Origin of the sequence: Arachnia propionica, from assembly GCF_003859805.1 — a bacterium.
Taxonomy (GTDB): Bacteria; Actinomycetota; Actinomycetes; order Propionibacteriales; family Propionibacteriaceae; genus Arachnia; species Arachnia propionica_C.
The window spans coordinates 58200-76389 of record NZ_RQZG01000010.1; the positions used below are offsets into that span (position 1 = coordinate 58200).

The following is an 18190-nucleotide window of genomic DNA, read 5'->3' on the forward strand; positions in this document are numbered from 1 at the left end:
GGACCGGAGGGACGAGCCGGGGCCCGCGGTACCACCCTCCTTGGACGCGATGCGTCCCGCTTGATTCGTGCTCGCGGCCGGGTCTAGTGAGCGTGCGCCGTTCTTCCGGCAGCTCCGGGGTGATGGCCCCATCGTCGCCTTGCGATGCGCATCAATTATGCGCGGGACCGTGGCGAACCGGAAATCCGCTGCAAACGTGCGGCGCGTTGCGCCTGGGAACGCTCTCATCAGGAACGCTCCGCACGTTTGCAGCGGATCCGTGGCTCAACCTCTCGTGACGCTGTGCCGGAACAGCTCAGCCCCCTTGGAGTAGTAGAGGTATCCGTCATGCCCGAGGGTCAGGCAGGCGACCCAGTGGTCCCCCCGGCCCACACCCACGACCACCTCGGCATCCCCGAACCTCCCGGTGGGGATCCGCCACAGTTGGCCGCCGACGACGGCGTACAGCACCCCGCCCTGCTCCAGCAGCCAGCTGCGGTTGAACTCACCCGCCCGGTTGGTGAGGGCCTGCGCCTCGATGCGACCGTCCACCATCTTGAACACGTGCTGCCCGGTGATGCCGTACAGCACGCCGTCGGCACCGACGGTGAGTCCGGTCACCGCGACCTGCTGGTCGAGCACGCGGGTGATGCGGGTCACCTTCCGTTTGCCGAGGTCGAACTCGACGACGTAGGCCTCACGGGTCTCGGCGAAGGTCTGGTGACCGCCCCGGGTGCTGGTTCCCATGTAGATCGTGTTCCCGATGCGGGCCAGGGAGACGGGGGACAGTTTCGCGATCTGGCTCCCGTCGACACCCGGGGCGTAGGTGCTGGAGGCGACGAAGGGGTAGGTCTCGAGTCCACCGGTGGCCCGGTCGTAGATGCTGAGTGCCCCGCCGAGCTGCCCGTAGCCCGGCACCGAGCCGAAGGCGAAGTCACCGTTGCCCAGGGAGAGCGCCGCGTAGGGCCGGTCCTGGCGGTGTCCGATCGCGATGTCCTTGGTCTTCGTCGCGTCGTCGAGTGACTCGATGTGCACCTTCCCACCGGGGTACAGGCCGGTGGCCAACCACTCGCCGTCGGAGGCCATGCTCTCGGCCTGCGCGACGGGGCCGTCGTGGTGCCCGTAGCTCGTCGCGTCCGCCGTCGCTCCCGGGGTGATCTCCAGCAGCCCCTTGGACGTCATGTACCAGGAGGCGTACAGCTTGCCGTTCGCGGCTGCGGTCATCGACTGGACGGCACGCGCCCTGCTCACGACCTGGTCGTCCCGGACCGTCACCCTGCCCGCGGGGATGTGCGCGATGCTGAACTCGCCGTTGGTCATCTCGTTGGAGGTGAAGATGTCCGTGGTCGCCCAGCTGAGTGGGCTCAGGCGTCCCCTGAGCGACGGGTCGTGCAGCACGGCCTCACGGGTCCCCGTGGTGGGGTCGTAGGAGTACAGCCAACCGCCGGAGTGCTCACCGATGTGGGTGAAGTACACCTTCGTCGGGTCCCCGGGCCGGGTGACGACGTGCTTGCCGTAGGTGTCGAGGTCCTGCCTGGCCCCGGTGGTGAGGTTGTAGGCCACACCGCCGTACGAGCCGATCTTGTTGGTGTAGAGCCACCCGCCGTGGACCTCGAGGTGCTCGTGCGTGCCCGACTGCGGCTGCCCGGTGAGCACCGGCAGCACCGTCCTGGCCCCCGTCGAGACGTTGATGCGGATCACCTGCGGGGTGGTGGGTCCGGTGCCGACGTAGACGTGGCCGTCGGCGTGGTCGATGGACTGCGCGTACTGGGCCTCGGAGACCGGGGCACCGCCGGGCAGCAGACCCCATCCCCGGTCGGCCCGCCAGGTCAGGACGTGAGCACCGCCGTTCTTGGCGTTGGTGGCCAGGTAGGCGGTGCCGGAGTCGTCGACGGCGATGTCCCAGATGGACTCGAACCTCGCGTCGACATCCTTCCAGCCGGGCGCGCCCTCGACGCTGAGCTGCGTGACCTCGTCGCCCGTCGGGTCGTAGCGGAACAGGTGGTGGGCGGACCCGATGAGCAGGCTGTCGTCGGGCATCCTCGCGAACCCCCAGGCCTGGACGTCGATGTCCTGGTTGCTGAGCGGCTTGGACGTGGTGGTCTTCCCGGTGGCGAGGTCGATGACGTTGAGCATGCCACCGATGCCGCTGGCCACCACCACGGCGACGGGGGTGCCGTCGGGGCGCACCGTCGTGCCGAAGTTGGGGACGTTGGCCGGTGCGGGCGGTGGGTCGGGCAGTTTCTCCTCCTGGCCGGGGGCGGCGAGCGCCGCCCTCGGGGCCAGTAGCGCGAGCAGTGCCAGCAGTGCGGTCAGGAATGCAGTTGCGTGCTTCATCGTGGGCCTCCTGACAACGACCCTAGACAGAGCTTGATACGTTCAAAAGTCGTCTCATCAGACCTTCCTTGACAAGCCGAAAGTTGACATCCGTTCACCTCGTAGAATCCTTGTCATGCGCATCTTCGACGTACCCTTGGAGGAACTCCGCCGACGCCGCAGCATCAAGTGGTCACGGTTCGAACCGGACGTGTTGCCGATGTTCGTCGCCGAGATGGACGTCCACCTGCTGCCCGCCGTGCAGGAGCGGCTGAACCAGATGCTGGCCGACGGGGACACCGGCTACCCGGAGCAGCCGGAGTACCAGGAGGCGTACGCCGATTTCGCGGCCGAGACGTGGGGGCTGCGACTGGACCCGGGCTCCTTCCGGGTCGGCTGCGACACGATGGCCCCCATCCGCGAGTTGACGGCGGCCCTCACCGAGCCGGGAGACGGCGTGGCGTTCAACCCGCCGATCTACCCGCCGTTCCGCTGGGTGGTCCGGGCCGCCGGGTGTCGCCCGGTCGAGGTCCCCCTCAAGGACGGTCGGCTGGACCTGGAGGCGCTGGAGCAGGCCTTCGCGACGGAGCAGGTGAAGGTGTACCTGCTGTGTTCCCCGCACAACCCGAACGGCACCCTCCACACCCAACAGGAACTGACCCGGGTGATGGAGTTGGCGAACCGTCACGGCGTCGCGGTGATCAGCGACGAGATCCACGCACCGCTCAGCGGTGGGCGCCACACCCCGATCCTCATGGTGCCGGGTGGGGAGCGGGCGTTCATGGTGGTCTCGTCGTCGAAGGCGTTCAACCTGGCGGCGCTCAAGGCAGGGTTGATCGTTCCGGGTGCGGCGGTGGTGGAGGTGGTCGCAGGGCTCGGCCCACAGGTCCACGAGGCGGCCTCCTACTTCGGGGTGACGGCGAATGCGACGGCGCTTCGGCACGGCCGCGACTGGCTGGCGCAGCTGCGTGAGGAGATCGAGGAGAACAAGGCCCATTTCGTGGCTGAGCTGGCGGCCCGGCTGCCGCAGCTGACCTGGACCCCGTCGGAGGGAACCTACCTGGCGTGGTTGGACTGCACTCCGCTGGGTCTGGAACATCCAGGGCAGCACTTCCACGAGCAGGCGCGGGTGCGGTTCAACTTCGGCCAGGACTTCGATCCCCGGGCCACGCAGCACGTCCGGGTGAACCTCGCGACGTCGAAGGAGCTGATCTCGGAGGCTGTCCGCCGCATGGCCGACAGCATCTGAGCGGGGTCAGTTTTTGCGGTTGGTTCTTCGTCATCCCCGGCTCCCTTTGGCTAGTCTGGGGGCGACTAGAACGATGGGAGATCTGATGTCGCTTCCGATTGGGCCGTGGCGCTTGACCTACACCCCGGGTCAGTGGATCGTGCTGGCCGGACCGAAACTCGTCGCGGTCATGCAGCCCGCGCCGCCCAAGATGTCGTCGCTGGTGAACCAGCTGTGGAGCGACATCCAGGCCGCTCGCTCGCTCAGTTCGCTGCTGAACGTGCTGCGCGGGTACTCCTTGGACCAGATGCCGGACTTCGCGGCCTTCGTCTGGGAGGGTGGCTCGCTGCACGGTCTGGCGCGCGGCCGGATCCATGTGGTGGACTCCAGCACCGGGGAGACGGCGCTCGACGGCGAGGGTGCGCTGACGTGGCACGAGGCCCACTTCGGGCAGGTGCGTGGCCTGCGCATCGAGATGACTCCCGTGGATCACGAGACCGTGCTGCACCTGCCGCTCGTGGTGGGCGCGGTGGGCGCCTCCGCACTGCACCTGACCACTGACCCGGCGCAGTTGGTGATGTTCCCGGACACCGAGAACCAGATCCCGGAGCCGAGTGCCCCGGCCCCGACACGCGCCCCGGAGCCGCTGGCCCCGGTGGTCGACCCGGAACCGTCGCCAGTGGTCGAGGAGTCCCCGAGGCTGTACGAGAGCCCGATCTCCCAGTCCTACGACGAACCGCGCAGCTACGAGGAGCCGAAGCTCTACGAGGAGCACCGTCCCTACGAGGAGCAGCACAGCTACGGGGATCCCATCGCGCAGCCCCAGCCCTCCTACGAGGAGCCCCGCAGCTACCAGGAGTCACCGGCCCAACCGCCGTACGGGCACGATCCGTACGCGGCTCCGCAGCCGACGCCCTACCAGTCGCCGGTGGCACCGGCCCCGGTCCCGGTCGCGCCTGCACCGTCGCCGATCGTGCCGCCGCCCGCCCCGTCGCCGGTGGCCCTCGATGCCACCGAGGGCATGGAGCACGACGACTTCTCGCAGTCCTCCTTCTCGCGTCCGGAGCCCGTGATGCCGTCGATCGCGATGGGCATCCAGACCAACACGGGCGAGTTCCAGAACCTGATGAACGGCCTGGTGATCGGGCGTGCCCCGGACTCCTCGCGCGGCCCGGCAGGGGTCGGCACGATGCGGGTCCCCAGTCCAGGCAACGACATCTCCCGTAGTCACGTCCTGGTGCAGCCGGAAGGTCGGCAGGCCCGGATCACGGATCTCGACTCCACCAACGGCACCACCATCCAGCTGGCCGACGATGAGCCGTTCCTGCTGGAGGACGGACAGTCCGTGGTGGTCCCGATCGGCACGGTGCTGAACCTGGGTGACGGCGTGAGCATGCGCATCGAGCAGGCCCGCTGACCTGCCCCCACCTCCAACCGGTGCCCCACGACGGGGCACCGGTTTCTGCTTCCGGAAGTCACGACATCGTCACCCTGTCACCGGGGCACGACGGCCACCCTCCCTGCTCCCAACCGTCCGTTTCACCTGTCTTGGTGCCGCTTTGCCCACGTTGGCGTGGAATTGCCTGTCTTAAATCGAATTACCTGCCTAATAAGACAGGTATTTCCGAACAAGACAGGCGAACCGCACCCAGGACAGGCGAACCCTGTCCTCATCCCGTCTCCGGGCACGACGATCTAGACGTTCGTGCGGTGGAAGTTCAGGTGGGAGCGCGACGGGGTGGGGCCTCGCTGACCCTGGTAGCGGGAGCCGTACTCCTTCGAGCCGTAGGGGTGCTCGGCGGGTGAGGACAGCTGGAAGAAGCACAGCTGCCCGATCTTCATGCCCGGCCACAGCTTCACCGGCAGCGTCGCCATGTTCGACAGCTCCAGCGTGACGTGCCCCGAGAACCCGGGGTCGATGAAACCGGCCGTGGAGTGGGTGAGCAGCCCGAGCCGCCCCAGCGACGACTTGCCCTCCAGCCGCGCCGCGACGCCGGGGCCGAGGCTCACCTGCTCCCAGGTGGAACCGAGCACGAACTCGCCGGGGTGCAGCACGAAGGCTTCACCGTCGTCGACCTCGATGAGCCGGGTCAGCTCGGACTGGTCCTCGGCCGGGTCGATGTGCGGGTACCGATGGTTCTCGAACACCCGGAAGAACTTGTCCAGGCGCACGTCGACACTCGACGGCTGGATCATCGTGGGCTCCCACGGGTCCAGTGCGATCCCCCCGGTGCTCACCTCGGCCAGGATGTCACGGTCGCTCAGCAGCATGACCTGAGCCTACCCCCTCCCGCTCCCGTGATCCTCGTCAGTGGCGACGGCCACAATGGTTCCATGACCTCGGACTGGACCTTCGAACGCATCGTCACCCTCCTGGAGTATCCGCACAAGACGAAGGACGTGGTCGCTGCCATCGACGCCCTGACCGACGAGGAACGAACCACCCTCGACCGGGCAGTGAAGAAGCAGCTCCCCCAGCTCCGTCGCCGCTCCCCCGCCGCCCAGTTCCGGGTGAACCTCGTCGTGCTGCTGGCCTGCCTGGAGGCGACCCCCGCCCAGCTGATCTCGGCCTTCACCCAGTTCACGATGGGGCTGCTGCCGGGCGAACCGGTCGGCTACCAGCGCCTCAAGGACCGGGTCGCCGCCCGGGACCGCGACTGGGCCGCCGCCTTCGTCGCGGGGGTGATGAAGAAGAACGCCATCGCGGGCGGCGCCGCCGACATGCTGGCACCGCTGGTCATCGCCCACGAGCTGCCGCTGCCGTCGAACCCCGCCTACCTGGAGGACTGGCTCATCCACTGCTCGGCACCACACCCGGGCATCCGCTGGGTGGAGCAGTTCACCCTCCTCACCGAGGTGCGCAACGGCCTGAGATACCACGAACGGACCACCGACGAACAGATCCGCGACGGCGCCAGGGCGCTCCGCGCCGCCGGGGAACTCGACGACTCACTGGCCTCCCAGCTCATCCAGGTGTGTGAACGCGGCGACAACCGCAACTCCCAGTCCGGGGCCCTGACCTGGCTGGAGCACCTGGGCCTCAACCATCAGCTGTGGGAGCAGCGGTCACGGGTGATCGCGGCACTGTCCGCCGCCTCCCCCAAGGCCGCTGGCGTGTTCCTCGACCACTGCCTGCGCCCCGAACTCACCGACGCCGAGCTCACCGACATCGCCGTCGCCGTCCTGCCCCGCCCCGAGAAGGCCCTGAAGCTCCGGGTCCTGGCCGCCCTGCAACGGGTGACCGAGCCCGACGCCGACCTGCTCAGCACCGTCCAAGCCACCTCGACGGCGAAGGACTCCACGCTCGCCGCTCCGGCCCGGGCCCTGCTGAAGGCCTGGGAAACCACCCCCGGGGCCACCTCACCGCAGGGGCTGTGGCGGGAGCCGAACGGACCGGGGTCCTCGCGGCTCCCGGAGGCCATGCCTCTCGATGAACACGAGCTGCGGGCGCGCTACCTGACGGTCTCCGACGGCGAGACCCCGGAGAGCATCGAGGCTCTGCTCGCTGACCTCATCGCGACCGGCCATGCCCACGGCAGGGAGGCCGCCGTGGACGCCTTGGACTCCACCCCCGACGAGATCGCGTGGTTCACCGGGGACCTGGATGACCTCCTCCACGTCGCCCTCGGTGCGAAGCTCGATTACGCGGACCGCAGACGTCTGGTGAAAGCCGGGAGCAGGACCGCGCTGGCGCTGCGTCGGGTCCAGGAGGTGATCGACGGGCTGGGCACCCTGCCCTGCCTGCTCGCCACCCCGACCCACCGCCCGCTCCACGTGTCCTGGGACGGCCTGGCGGAACGAGTCGGCCGCTACCGCGCAGCCGGGATCGCGGCCCGACCCGTCGACGTCACCGCCGCCCTGGCCCGCATGGACCGCGCCACGACACCCGCCGATCTCTCCCCGTTCGACCTGCCCATCGAGGGCACGACCCACACCCTCCCCGACGTCATCGCCGCCTGGCGGGACCAACCGACCCCGCCCGGCCGCCTCGTCGGCGAGGACCCCGAGTCCGCGACGCTGGAGGGCGGCGAAACACCCCTCCTGGCCCTGCTGGATCTCCCGCACGGCAGCAGGAACAGCGACCTCAGTCCTGCCTTCGAGGCCACAGCCTGCCCAGGAATGCCCTTCTCAGCAACGAAGGCCCTACGTCTCCTCGCCGATCAACCCGGCTGGCAGGTCCTCGACGCCCTCGCCCCGGCCCTGGCCGCCGCCTCCCGGTTCGAACCGCTGCTGGCGCTGGCCGTCGTCGCCATCGGCGGCAACCTCGCCAAGGCCCGCCACGAGAACTACGCCAGCCTGCTGGTGGACGCCTGGGACCAGGGCCGCCTCACCCCCGACGACCTGGTGGCCGCCTGGCGGAACCCGCAACTCCAGTGGTTCACGGTGCGGCCACAGCGCCTCGCCGAGGTGCTCGATGTCGTCGCGGAGGCGGGCGGACTGGCGCTGGTGTGGCCGCTGCTCAACGCCGTCGCCGAGGACCTCCTGGCCCGCCGGAGACCCCCGGCCAGCCTCCGCGCGGTCCTCGACGTCCTCGACGCCCACCGGCAGGAGGTGCCGGAGGAGCAGGACCTCCCGGAGGCCGTCACCCGGGCCATGGAGGGACGCAGGTGACACCCCATCGGCCGGACCGCCTCACGGCCACGACCCTCACCGGGTCGCGACGCTGGTTCCGCAGGGGAGGAGTGTTCTTCGTCCGCGATGCCTCAGCGTTCGCACACGGCCTTGAGACGGGCCAGACCACGGGTGAAGGTCGGACCGTGGATGCGGCTCATCGGCACCAGATAGGCCACCAGGCGGAATGCCCCACTGATCTCGCCGTGCGTGGTCCACGTGACCCGCGTACCCTCACCGTCCTCATCCAGCCGGAACTCCATCTGCTGCTCCGAGACCACGGGACGCCGCCACTGCACGTCGAGGGAGACCGAGTCGTCGCTGACCTGCAGGATCTCCACCCGGCCCTGACCGGCCGTGAAGTTGCCCTCCCACTCGAACCACGCCCCCGCCCCCGTCGGTGGATGGGACAGCCGCCGCAGCAGCGTGTGGTCACGCCCCTCCCACGGTGACCACAGCACCCAGGCGCTCAGGTCCGCGACCATCTCGTGCACCCGCTGACGTGGCGCCCCGATCAGCACCGAACGCACCACCGCATACGGTTTCGCGATCATGACTCCCCTTCCCCGAAGACCAACCGACCCGCCTCCCGACGCACACTGCCCCCGGGCACCTGCACCGGACCCTGGCCACGCCACGCGCTGAGCAACCGCTCCACCTGGGCGACATGCGCGCGCTCCGCCCCAGCCCCGACGGTGCGCAACCAGTCGCGCAGCACCCGACCCCGCACCGCCTCCGGCAGCAGCGCCGTCGCCGCCACGTCCAACGCCTGTCCCCGGGCCACCACCGTGCGCGCCTGATCCGCCACCTCGTCGAGATGGTCCGCATCCACCCGCGCCAGCTCCGCGCTGCGCGCCAGCGCGACGGCGACGTCACGGCCGAGCTCCTCACTCAGCAGCGCCACCGCCGAGCGCGCCCGGACCCTGGCGAAACGACGGTCCCGGTTCATCGGGTCCTCCCACCACTCGATCCCCCACTCCCGGCACGCGGCCTCGGTCTCGGAGCGCCGCACCTCCAGCAGCGGGCGCAGGAACAGCCCCCGACGCCTCGCCATCCCCGCCAGCGACCTGATCCCGGACCCCCGCAGCAGCCCCAGCAGCACCGTCTCCGCCTGATCGTCCAGGGTGTGGCCCAGCAGCACCGGGTGTCCTGCCTCCGACAGCACCGTGAGCCTCGCCGCCCTGGCCGCCGCCTCCACCCCGCCGATGTCGCTGACATGCGTGGTACGCATCTCAGCGACAATCCCGGCCTCCTCCAGCCGGGCGACGACCCGTGCCGCGACCTCCGCCGATCCGGGCTGCAACCCGTGATCGACGACCACCGCCCGCACGCTCGCCCCGCACCGGGACCCGGCCCATGCCGCACCAAGTGCCAGGGCCATCGAGTCCGCCCCACCCGAGACCCCCACCACCACCGGTCCTCCCGGCAGCACCGAGGCGACGGCCTGCGCCACCCGGAGCGCATTCGGCCCCAGCTCACGCCTGGCCATGCACCCTCCTCAGCCACGACGTCGGATCGGCGATCTCCCGGGCACTCGGCAACTGCTCGGGCCCCGCGAACGCCGCCCGCAACGCCTCGGCACCGGCCCTGCGCGCCACCGCCCGGCAGAACCCCAGCCCCGCCCGGTACTGCACGGCCTTGTCCAACCCGCCCAACCACCGTCGCCACCCCCGCCCGGCCGCGGGCCGCTCGAAGACCCGCTGCAGGGCGGCCGACGTCGGGACCCGCCCGACGGCGGCGCGTCCGGCGACGAAGTCGGCGTGCCCTTCCAGCAGGGTCATCACCGCCCCCAGCCGCTCCAACGCCACCCGACCCTGCGCGCTGAGCAGCGTCACCACCCCGGGATCGTCACGGACCAGTTCCACCAGCAACGCCTCGACGTGCCCGAGCAGCCACGGTGCCGCACTGAACTGCACCGCATGGGTCTGCTCGTGGAGGCCCACCCACAGCGCCAGATCCGTCAGCTCCAGGCGGTGGCGACGCTGCAACTCCACGATGCCGGGGGCCACCAGCACCAGCCGACCCGTGAACGGGTCGTACTGCCCGAGCAGCACTCGACCACCCAGCACCAGCGCCCCCGCCGCCACCACGGCGTTGCCGACCCCACTCAGCCGCCGCCACGCTCCCTCCGGGCGCTGCGGGAACGGCAACCGGTCCAGCATCCGCTCCACCGTCGTCGCCGCGCTGCGAGCCCACCCGGCCCGGTCCAGCACCAGGACCTCCCCGGCCGCCGCACCTCCGAGCCCCGCGTGATCCACCGCCAGCTCCCCGGCCCGTCGCGCCGCCAGCCGCAGTGCCGCGACGGTGCGGATCACCTCCGGCCGCGAGACCTCAGGCCCGGGATCGGCGGCGAGGCGCGCCAGGTGCAGCGCCACCGGCCACGCCACGTGGGGGCGACGGGTCATGAACAACCACACCCGGTGATCTGCCCCACCGCCTGGTCGATCCACACCCGCGCCGCCCAGCCGTCGGTGGACCCGTTGGTGATGAAGGCGAACACGACCTCCCGGCCGTCGGCGGTGACGGTGCTGCCCGCCAGGGTCCCCACCAGCGACAGGGTGCCGGTCTTCGCCCTCGCGACGCCTCGCGCGGGCAGCGCCAGCTCGTCGGTGAACCGGTCGGCCAGCGACCCGGAGACCCCGGCCACCGGCAGCCCGTCCAGGATCACCGACAGCCTCGGGGTGGTCACCACGTGCTGCATCGCCCGGGCCAGCATCGAGGTGGGTACCACGTTGTCGCGGGTCAGCCCCGAGGCGTCGTGGAGCACCGCGCCGTCGACCCAGATGCCGAGCTCCGTCAGCTGCGCCCGGATCGCCGCGACGGACCCGGCGAAGGTCGCGGGCTGGCCGGAGTGCAGCGCCAGCTGCATGCCCAGCACCTCGGTGAAGGAGTTGTTGGAACTCTCCATCGCCACCTCCGCGATGGCGTGGACGGGGGCGGAGGCGACACTCGCGACCTCCTCGCCGCTGCCCTCGGCCGGGGTCGGTGCACCGTCGACGGTGATCCCGGCGGCAGTCAGCTGCGCGACGAACAGGGCGGCGGCGTCGACGGCGGGGTCGGTGCTGCGCACCCGGTTGGCGTCGCGCCCCTCGTCCACCCACAGTGCGGACAGCGGGGTCACCTGGTCGCGGTAGTTGCCGGGCCAGGTGGCGGCCCAGGCCTCCTGGAACAGGGTCGCGTCGTAGCCGACGGTGACGCTGGTGACCCCGTCCGCCCTGAGCCTCGCCGCCGTCGCCTCCGCCAGCTGCTGCAGTGAGGCGTGTCCGGGGTAGGTGTCGTTCGGCACGGAGCTGAGCAGCGGGTCCCCACCACCGACCAGCACGACCCGTCCCGGTTCCGGGGAGACCACGCGGGTGGTGAAGGTCTCGGTGCCGTCGAAGGCCGCCATCACGGCGACGACGGTGAGCAGTTTGGTGTTCGAGGCCGGGATCAGGGGCCGGTCGGCCTCGGCGGAGGCGAGGACCTCACCCGTGGCCGCGTCCAGCACCTCGTAGGCGGTGACCAGCGACCCGCCCTCGGGGACCCCGGCCTGCAGCTTCGCGAGGTCCAGGCCGTTCAGCCGCGCCTCCAGGGTGGTCCGCTCCGGCAGGGCCCCCGCCTCACCGGTCGGGGCGGGGACGATGAACGGCGCGCCCGGGGGTGGGGACGGTTCGGCCTCGGGGCTGGGGGGATCGAACAGGGTGGGGGAGATGGTCGCAGGCGCCCCGGAACGGGCCAGACCCAGCGCTGGCAAGAGGCTGGAACGGAGGACGGCGGCCAGGAGGACCAGCGCCAGCGCCAGTCCCACCGCGAGCCACACGACGATGGAGCGCCACGGGTGTCGTGCAGAGGTCAACGGCTCACTCCTGGTCCGGTAGAGTTGCATGGGCAACGGGCCGCCTCGTGGGTGCGGCCGTTCCCCAATCATAGGAGTGGCCAGTGAGTGACGACGTGATCGAGAGCATCGACATCTTCGCCCCTGAGGACCGTGTCCTGTTCGACGTCACCGTGGAGATCCCGAAGGGCACCAAGAACAAGTACGAGATGGACCACCACACGGGGCGCATCCGCTTGGACCGGACCCTGTTCACCTCGACGCAGTACCCGTACGACTACGGCTTCATCGAGGGCACCCTCGGTCAGGACGGCGACCCGCTGGATGCGATGGTGATCGGCGCGGAACCGACGTTCCCGGGCTGCCTCATCGAGTGCTACGCCGTCGCGATGTTCCGGATGACCGACGAGATGGGGGGTGACGACAAGGTGCTGTGTGTGCCGACCGCCGACACGCGCCGTCGTCACCTGAAGGATCTCGACTCGGTGGCGGAGCACATCCTGCTGGAGATCGAGCACTTCTTCTCCGTCTACAAGGACCTGGAGCCCGGAAAGTCCGTGGAGGGTGCCACCTGGGCGGGTCGCGACGAGGCGGAGACCGAGATCCTCGCCTCCTTCGAGCGTGCCAAGGGCACCTCCTTCGAGCACCACCACGTGAACCTGGCCTGATGTGATGGTGGAACGCTTCGACGTCCAGATGCGCCCCCGGTTCTGGCGGGCCTTCCCGCTGGCCCTGCTGTGGGCCTTCGGGGTGATCGTCGCGGTGATCGCCCTCGACTCCGCCCTGCCGGGCGGGCTCCCGGTCAGTCCGGGCATCATCGCCGTTCCGCTGGCGACGGGTGGGCTCTTCGGCATCATGCGGGCCAACTCCGCGTTGCGGATCGTGACCATCGGGCACGGGTTCCTCGTCCTCAGCGACGGCCGGAACCACCGGGAGCTGGACCGCATCCCCCTGCAGGACCTGGCCCAGGTCCGGGTGTACACCAAGCTCAACCGCCGTCTCGAGGCGACGGATCGGATGGGGCGGGTCCGCGTCGCACTGGACCCCTACGGTCAGACGACGGTCGCCGACGACATCGCCAACGTCCTCAAGCGGATGTTGCCGCACCTGGAGAACCCGGCCGGGATGCAGCTGCGCCGCAAGGAGCGGGTGCTGATCTTCCCGCAACGACCCCACTGACCTCACGCCATTCCGACGGCCACGGTCATCCACCCTCCGCACCCCTCACGGGCACGAATCGCCGTCCTGCTTGACTGGCAGCGCTGACATCGTCGTCTCACGCAAGCAACCCGCCACTTCGTGCACAGTGCTCCGCGCTCTCATCAAGGCAGCAGACATCAGATGATATGACCACTGCATCCTGGCCTGTCAGCCGGATGGTCGCGAGGCGTCCTGGGGTACTTCTGAGGACTTCGCAGTCACTAACCTTCCCCTCGGGAAAGGAGAGACATGCGGACCTTCGACTTCACCGTCCAGGCCAGCAAGAAATGGCCCGCTGCCCTGGTGACCTTTCTCTACCTGGGGATCGTCACGGCCTTCGTCGTCTCCCAGTGGCACCTCGTGCAACCCCTGGTGCTGAACGAGCACCGGATCGTCGGGGCCGGAGCCATCGCCCTGACGGCCGCACCCCTGCTCCTGCTGCTCGGCCTGCTGGACTCGCACCGCACCGTGCTGATCGGCCGCGGCGACCTCGTCCTGTTCAGCGGTCGCCACGAGATCGACCGCATCGCGTTGCACGAGATCGGCCGGGTGCGCGTGACGAAGCTGGCCCGCTGCCTGGAGATCAGCGACCGGGCCGGGAACCTGCGCATCCGACTGAACTGCGCCGGTCTGAGCAATCCCAGCGACCAGGTGCTGGACACCCTGCTCCGCACGATGCCCGGCCACGAGACCCGCACGGAGGGGCGTGTCCAGGAGCTGCGCTGGATGGACCGCTCCGCCGAGTTCCGCGCCGTGCACTGACCCCCGGATCCCCTACCCTGAAAGGACTCGTCACAGCGGGAGAGGGACATCGTGCAGTCATTCCGGATCCGGGTGAACCCACGGAACAAGACGCTCTACTGGAGTGCCGTCATCGGATACATCACATTCATCATCGTGGTCTCGGTGATCCTGGCGATGAACGTCCTCGACCTGCCCCGGGGCCGGAACCGCCTGGAACTGGCCCTGATCGTGGTGCCGCTGACCCTGCCCCTGTTCGCCATCATGTGGCTGATGGGCAGACGTTGCGACCTCCAGGTCGGCAACGGGGTGCTCATCGCCCACACCGGCCCGCAGGAGACGGCACGGATCGGGTTCCACGAGATCGGCCATGCCCGGGTGACCGGTCAGCAGCACAGGCTGGAGGTCTACGACCACGCCCGGCAGCTGCGTCTGGTGGTGGACCCGATGTTCGCCTCCAACACCCCGGGGCGCGTCCTCGACATGCTGTGCGCCACCCTGCCCCACCGGGCGCAGGAGCGGATCGGCCGCCAACTGCAGGTCTCCTTCACCGAACGCTTCGTCGACTTCGCTCCCCCACCGGGCATGCCTCCACAGCCACATCCCCCGGTGCCCCCACAGCCGTTGGAACCACCGAGGAAGCTCTGGGACCATGAACCGGGGATCTGAGCGCCACGGGAAAACGTCGGGGCCATCCACTATCGTCTCCTGACGTGAATGAACCGGTCATCCTGGCACGTGGGCTGCGCAAGTCGTACGGCAGCTTCGAGGCGGTACGGGGCATCGACTTCGAGGTGGCCCCCGGCACCTCCTTCGGGCTGCTCGGCCCCAACGGTGCGGGCAAGTCCACCACCATGCGGATGATCTCCGGGGTCACGCAACGCTCCGGCGGCCAGCTCACCATCCTCGGCATGGATCCCGACGCCGAGGGCTCCAGGATCCGTGCCCACCTGGGCGTGGTGCCACAGGCCGACAACCTCGACCCGCAGCTGAGCGTCAGGCAGAACCTCATCTTCCACGGCCGTTACTTCGGTCTGCCCCGCCCCTGGCTGGAGCACAAGGCCGGGGAGCTGCTGGAGTTCGCACAGCTGGTGGACAAGCAGCACTCCCGGGTCGACGACCTGTCGGGCGGCATGAAACGTCGCCTCACCATCGCCCGGGCCCTGGTCTCGGACCCCCGGATGGTGCTGCTCGACGAGCCGACCACCGGGCTCGACCCGCAGGCCCGCCACATCCTGTGGGACCGGCTGTTCCAGCTGAAGGAGAAGGGCACCACCCTGCTGCTGACCACCCACCACATGGACGAGGCCGAACAGCTGTGCGACCGCCTCATCGTCGTGGACCACGGCCGGATCGTCGCGGAGGGCACCCCTACCGCCCTGGTACGGGAGCATGCGGGCAAGGAGGTGGCCGAGCTGCGTTTCGGCTCGTCGCGCAATGCCGAGGCCGCCCGGACCCTCCGGGGCGTGGGGGACCGCATCGAGGTGCTGCCGGACCGGGTGCTGGTCTACGCGGCCGACGGGGAGGCCGCTCTGCACGCCGTCCACGGGATCGGACTGGAACCGATCTCCGCGCTGGTTCGGCGCTGCTCCCTGGAGGACGTGTTCCTGCGGCTGACGGGACGGTCCCTCATTGACTGAACGTATCGATCACGAAGCCCAGGCCGCGAAGGTCGCACGCTGGGGTGCGCTGCTCCACGCCAGGAACGTGGTGATGCAGCTGCGCGCCTGGGCGGGGAGTGTCTTCGGCACCGGCTCCGTGGAGTCGCTGCTGACGGTGCTCGCCCTCGGCGTGGGACTCGGCGTGGTGGTGGACCAGGCCAGTCCCGGCGCCCTCGGCGTGCCGTTCCTGCAGTTCGTCGCACCGGCGATGATCCTCAGTGTCGCCGTGCACGGCGCCCACATCGAGAACATGATGGGGGTGATGGCCGGGTTCAAGTGGTTCGAGACCTACCTGTCCACCGCCACCACCCCGACGACCCCGCGACAGCTCTTCACGGGCCACATGATCGGGTCCTCACTGCGTTACGTCATCAGCGTGGCGACGGTGGTCCTCGTGCTGCTGCCATTCGGCGGCATCACCCTCCTCAACGCGCTGATCCTGCTCCCCATCGCCCTGCTCACCGCCTGGGCCTTCGGGAACCTCGTCGCGGCCTGGACCACCCACCAGCCGGAGGACAAGGGGCAGTTCTCGCTGTTCAGCCGCATGGTGGTGCTGCCGCTGACCCTGTTCTCCGGCACCTACTTCCCGCTGGAGGTGCTGCCGGGCTGGCTCCACCCCATCGGCTGGGCCTCGCCACTGTGGCACGGGGTGAACCTGGCGCGGATCGTCACCCTGGGCCAAGCCGCGCCGTGGTGGCTGCCGGTGGTGCACGTGGCCTACCTGGTGGCGCTGGCGGTGCTCGGCTGGTGGCTGGCGTGCCGGGCCTACCACGCCCGGCTGCTCGGGGAGCTGTTCACCGGCCGGAAGAAACGCCTGAAACCCGTGAAACCGGCGGTCGAGGTCTCAGCTGGCCAGGAGCTGCCGGACGGCCAGGAACTGATCCGCCGTCATGCTCCACATCGCTGGGGCTTCCTCACCGTCGCCGTACGGGGGATCAAGGCGGCCTGGGGGTCCAGCACCCTGGTCATGGTCAGCGGTGGCATTGAGCCGCTGCTGTACCTGGCCGCCATGGGTTTCGGGCTCGGCACCCTCATCGGACAGGCCGACGGGGCGACGGCCTACGCCGCCTTCATCGCGCCGGGGCTGTTGGCCAGCTCCGCGATGATGGGCGCGGTGATGGACACCGTCTACAACGTGTTCTTCAAACTGAAGTTCGACAAGCTCTACGAGGGGATGCTGTCCACCTCGTTGTCGCCGCTGGACGTGGCCTTCGGTGAGATCATCGTCGCGCTGGTCCGGGGCGGGTTGTACGCGACGGCGTTCCTGGCGGTGATGGTGGCACTCGGGCTGGTCGCCTCGTGGTGGGCTTTGCTGGCGATCCCGGCCTGTCTGCTCATCGCGTTCGGCTTCGCCGGGATCGGCATGGCTGCCACCTCGTTCGCCAGGACCTTCCAGCAGCTGGACTGGATCTTCGTCGCCCTCATGCCGATGTTCCTGTTCTCCGGCACCTTCTACCCCGTCGAGGTCTACCCGGAGCCCATCGCGACGGTGGTGAAGTTCCTGCCCTTGTGGCACGGCATCGAGATGATGCGGGACCTCACCTCCGGCGAGGTCGGCTGGGTCACGGCCGGGCACACCCTGTACTTCGTGGTACTGGCGGTGCTCGGCACCTGGATCGCCTCCCTCAGGTTGAAGGCCCTGTTCCTGCGATGACGCCACTCACCCACGACAACTCACCTTCGCCACACGAGGTGACCTGACAGGCCCTACCATGGGCTCGCAGGAGGCAAAGATGAGCAACAACCAGTGGCCCGGAGCCGGGCAGCCGCAGGGGCCGATGGGGCAGCCGGGATGGTCATACCCGCAGCAGCCCGGGGGCCATCCGCAGCAGGGGCCGGGAGGATACCCTCAGCCTTCCCAGCCCCAGGGCGGTCAGTCCCATCAGTACCCCTACGGTCAACAGCCGTACGGTCAGCAACCCCACGGTCAACAGCCGTACGGTTCCTACCCGGGCCAGCCCCCTCAGGGCTACCCCCAGCCAGGCCCCACCCACCCCCATGGACCGGGCGGCCACGGCCCCGGCGGACCCACCCCACCGCGGGGGATCAACCCCTTGCTCATCGTGATGATCGTGCTGCTGGTGCTCCTGCTCGGTGCAGGCGGGGTGTACCTGGCCACCACGGGCAAGAAGAAGGACGAACCCGTCGCCCAACCCACCCAGAGCACCCCGGAGCCCACACCCACCCCCAGCCGGACCAGCTCACCCCCGTCGCCGACCCCCAGCACGTCACGGTCGACGAAGACCCCCACACCGACACCGTCACCGACCCGCACCCACGACAACTTCAAGCGCCCGGAATTCCCTGACTCATTCGGGAACTTCACGACCGTGCCCGACATCGAGACGGACCCGGCCTCGCTCTGGGACACCCACGTCTACGAGAACAGCCGGGGTCGGTTCGTCGCGGGCTACATCCCGGGAGAGATCGTCTTCGAGATCGCGACGGAGGAACTCCAGAACCCCGAGACCTTCGGTGACAGCATCTGCGGGAAGAAGACCGAGGAGGACCTGACCTTCTACGCCTGCTACACCAAGGCCCATCGCGGGGTGGTGCAGACCGCCCTGGCCACCGCCACCACACCCAGCGAGGTGAACACCGTCACCCAGGAGTTCCTCGCTGCCTGGCAGTGAGCACTGG

The 18190-nt window shown here is 69.5% G+C and carries 16 protein-coding genes; 10 read left to right on the forward strand and 6 right to left on the reverse strand.

Going from position 1 to position 18190, the window contains the following annotated elements:
- Window positions 1-264 precede the first annotated feature (264 nt).
- Window positions 265-2316 (reverse strand): hypothetical protein, encoded by a 2052-nt coding sequence (locus tag EII34_RS09640; protein WP_124844950.1) that lies wholly within the window; start codon window positions 2314-2316, stop codon window positions 265-267.
- 115 nt (window positions 2317-2431) lie between these two features.
- Here EII34_RS09640 and EII34_RS09645 point away from each other — a divergent pair, with 115 nt between their 5' ends.
- Both EII34_RS09645 and EII34_RS09650 read left to right on the forward strand, forming a co-directional pair.
- Window positions 2432-3544 carry a MalY/PatB family protein gene (locus EII34_RS09645; protein WP_124844951.1) on the forward strand — a complete coding sequence of 371 codons (1113 nt, stop codon included), beginning with the start codon at window positions 2432-2434 and terminating at the stop codon, window positions 3542-3544.
- A gap of 85 nt (window positions 3545-3629) precedes the next feature.
- On the forward strand, window positions 3630-4940 hold the full coding sequence (locus EII34_RS09650; RefSeq protein WP_185711274.1) for an FHA domain-containing protein: 1311 nt from the start codon (window positions 3630-3632) through the stop codon (window positions 4938-4940).
- A gap of 278 nt (window positions 4941-5218) precedes the next feature.
- On the opposite strand, the gene dcd is transcribed toward EII34_RS09650, so the two are convergent.
- Entirely contained in the window at window positions 5219-5794 is a 576-nt protein-coding gene (gene dcd / locus EII34_RS09655) for a dCTP deaminase (protein ID WP_124844953.1), read from the reverse strand.
- Window positions 5795-5857: 63 nt separating this feature from the next.
- On the opposite strand from dcd, the gene EII34_RS09660 reads away from it, so the two are divergent.
- Window positions 5858-8134 (forward strand): DUF7824 domain-containing protein, encoded by a 2277-nt coding sequence (locus EII34_RS09660; RefSeq protein ID WP_124844954.1) that lies wholly within the window; start codon window positions 5858-5860, stop codon window positions 8132-8134.
- Window positions 8135-8226: 92 nt separating this feature from the next.
- On the opposite strand, the gene EII34_RS09665 is transcribed toward EII34_RS09660, so the two are convergent.
- Genes EII34_RS09665 through dacB form a run of 4 tightly spaced genes read right to left on the reverse strand, consistent with a single transcriptional unit; the run spans window position 8227 to window position 11969 of the window.
- Entirely contained in the window at window positions 8227-8688 is a 462-nt protein-coding gene (locus EII34_RS09665; RefSeq protein ID WP_124844955.1) for an SRPBCC family protein, read from the reverse strand.
- Window positions 8685-9623, reverse strand: a complete 939-nt coding sequence (gene tilS, locus EII34_RS16705; RefSeq protein WP_124844956.1) for a tRNA lysidine(34) synthetase TilS — start codon at window positions 9621-9623, stop codon at window positions 8685-8687. The genes EII34_RS09665 and tilS overlap by 4 nt, the downstream gene beginning before the upstream one ends.
- The gene (locus EII34_RS09675; RefSeq protein ID WP_124844957.1) at window positions 9610-10539 is read right to left on the reverse strand and encodes a zinc-dependent metalloprotease; all 930 of its coding nucleotides are present in this window, start codon (window positions 10537-10539) and stop codon (window positions 9610-9612) included. Before EII34_RS09675 ends, tilS begins: the two co-directional genes overlap by 14 nt.
- Window positions 10536-11969, reverse strand: coding sequence for a D-alanyl-D-alanine carboxypeptidase/D-alanyl-D-alanine endopeptidase (gene dacB / locus EII34_RS09680; protein ID WP_185711275.1), 1434 nt, complete (start codon window positions 11967-11969; stop codon window positions 10536-10538). Before dacB ends, EII34_RS09675 begins: the two co-directional genes overlap by 4 nt.
- A 95-nt stretch (window positions 11970-12064) precedes the next feature.
- On the opposite strand from dacB, the gene EII34_RS09685 reads away from it, so the two are divergent.
- From EII34_RS09685 to EII34_RS09715, 7 genes are all read left to right on the forward strand, one after another.
- Window positions 12065-12616 (forward strand): inorganic diphosphatase, encoded by a 552-nt coding sequence (locus EII34_RS09685; RefSeq protein WP_124845006.1) that lies wholly within the window; start codon window positions 12065-12067, stop codon window positions 12614-12616.
- A gap of 4 nt (window positions 12617-12620) precedes the next feature.
- On the forward strand, window positions 12621-13127 hold the full coding sequence (locus EII34_RS09690; protein WP_124844959.1) for a hypothetical protein: 507 nt from the start codon (window positions 12621-12623) through the stop codon (window positions 13125-13127).
- Window positions 13128-13397: 270 nt separating this feature from the next.
- Window positions 13398-13910, forward strand: a complete 513-nt coding sequence (locus EII34_RS09695) for a hypothetical protein (RefSeq protein WP_124844960.1) — start codon at window positions 13398-13400, stop codon at window positions 13908-13910.
- 72 nt (window positions 13911-13982) lie between these two features.
- Window positions 13983-14558 (forward strand): hypothetical protein, encoded by a 576-nt coding sequence (locus EII34_RS09700; RefSeq protein WP_124844961.1) that lies wholly within the window; start codon window positions 13983-13985, stop codon window positions 14556-14558.
- Window positions 14559-14602: 44 nt separating this feature from the next.
- A complete protein-coding gene (locus EII34_RS09705) occupies window positions 14603-15529 on the forward strand; it encodes an ABC transporter ATP-binding protein (protein ID WP_124844962.1) in 927 nt (308 codons plus the stop codon).
- Window positions 15522-17204 (forward strand): ABC transporter permease, encoded by a 1683-nt coding sequence (locus EII34_RS09710; protein ID WP_124844963.1) that lies wholly within the window; start codon window positions 15522-15524, stop codon window positions 17202-17204. The genes EII34_RS09705 and EII34_RS09710 overlap by 8 nt, the downstream gene beginning before the upstream one ends.
- Before the next feature lie 79 nt (window positions 17205-17283).
- Window positions 17284-18183 carry a hypothetical protein gene (locus tag EII34_RS09715; RefSeq protein WP_124844964.1) on the forward strand — a complete coding sequence of 300 codons (900 nt, stop codon included), beginning with the start codon at window positions 17284-17286 and terminating at the stop codon, window positions 18181-18183.
- The last annotated feature ends 7 nt before the right edge of the window (window positions 18184-18190 follow it).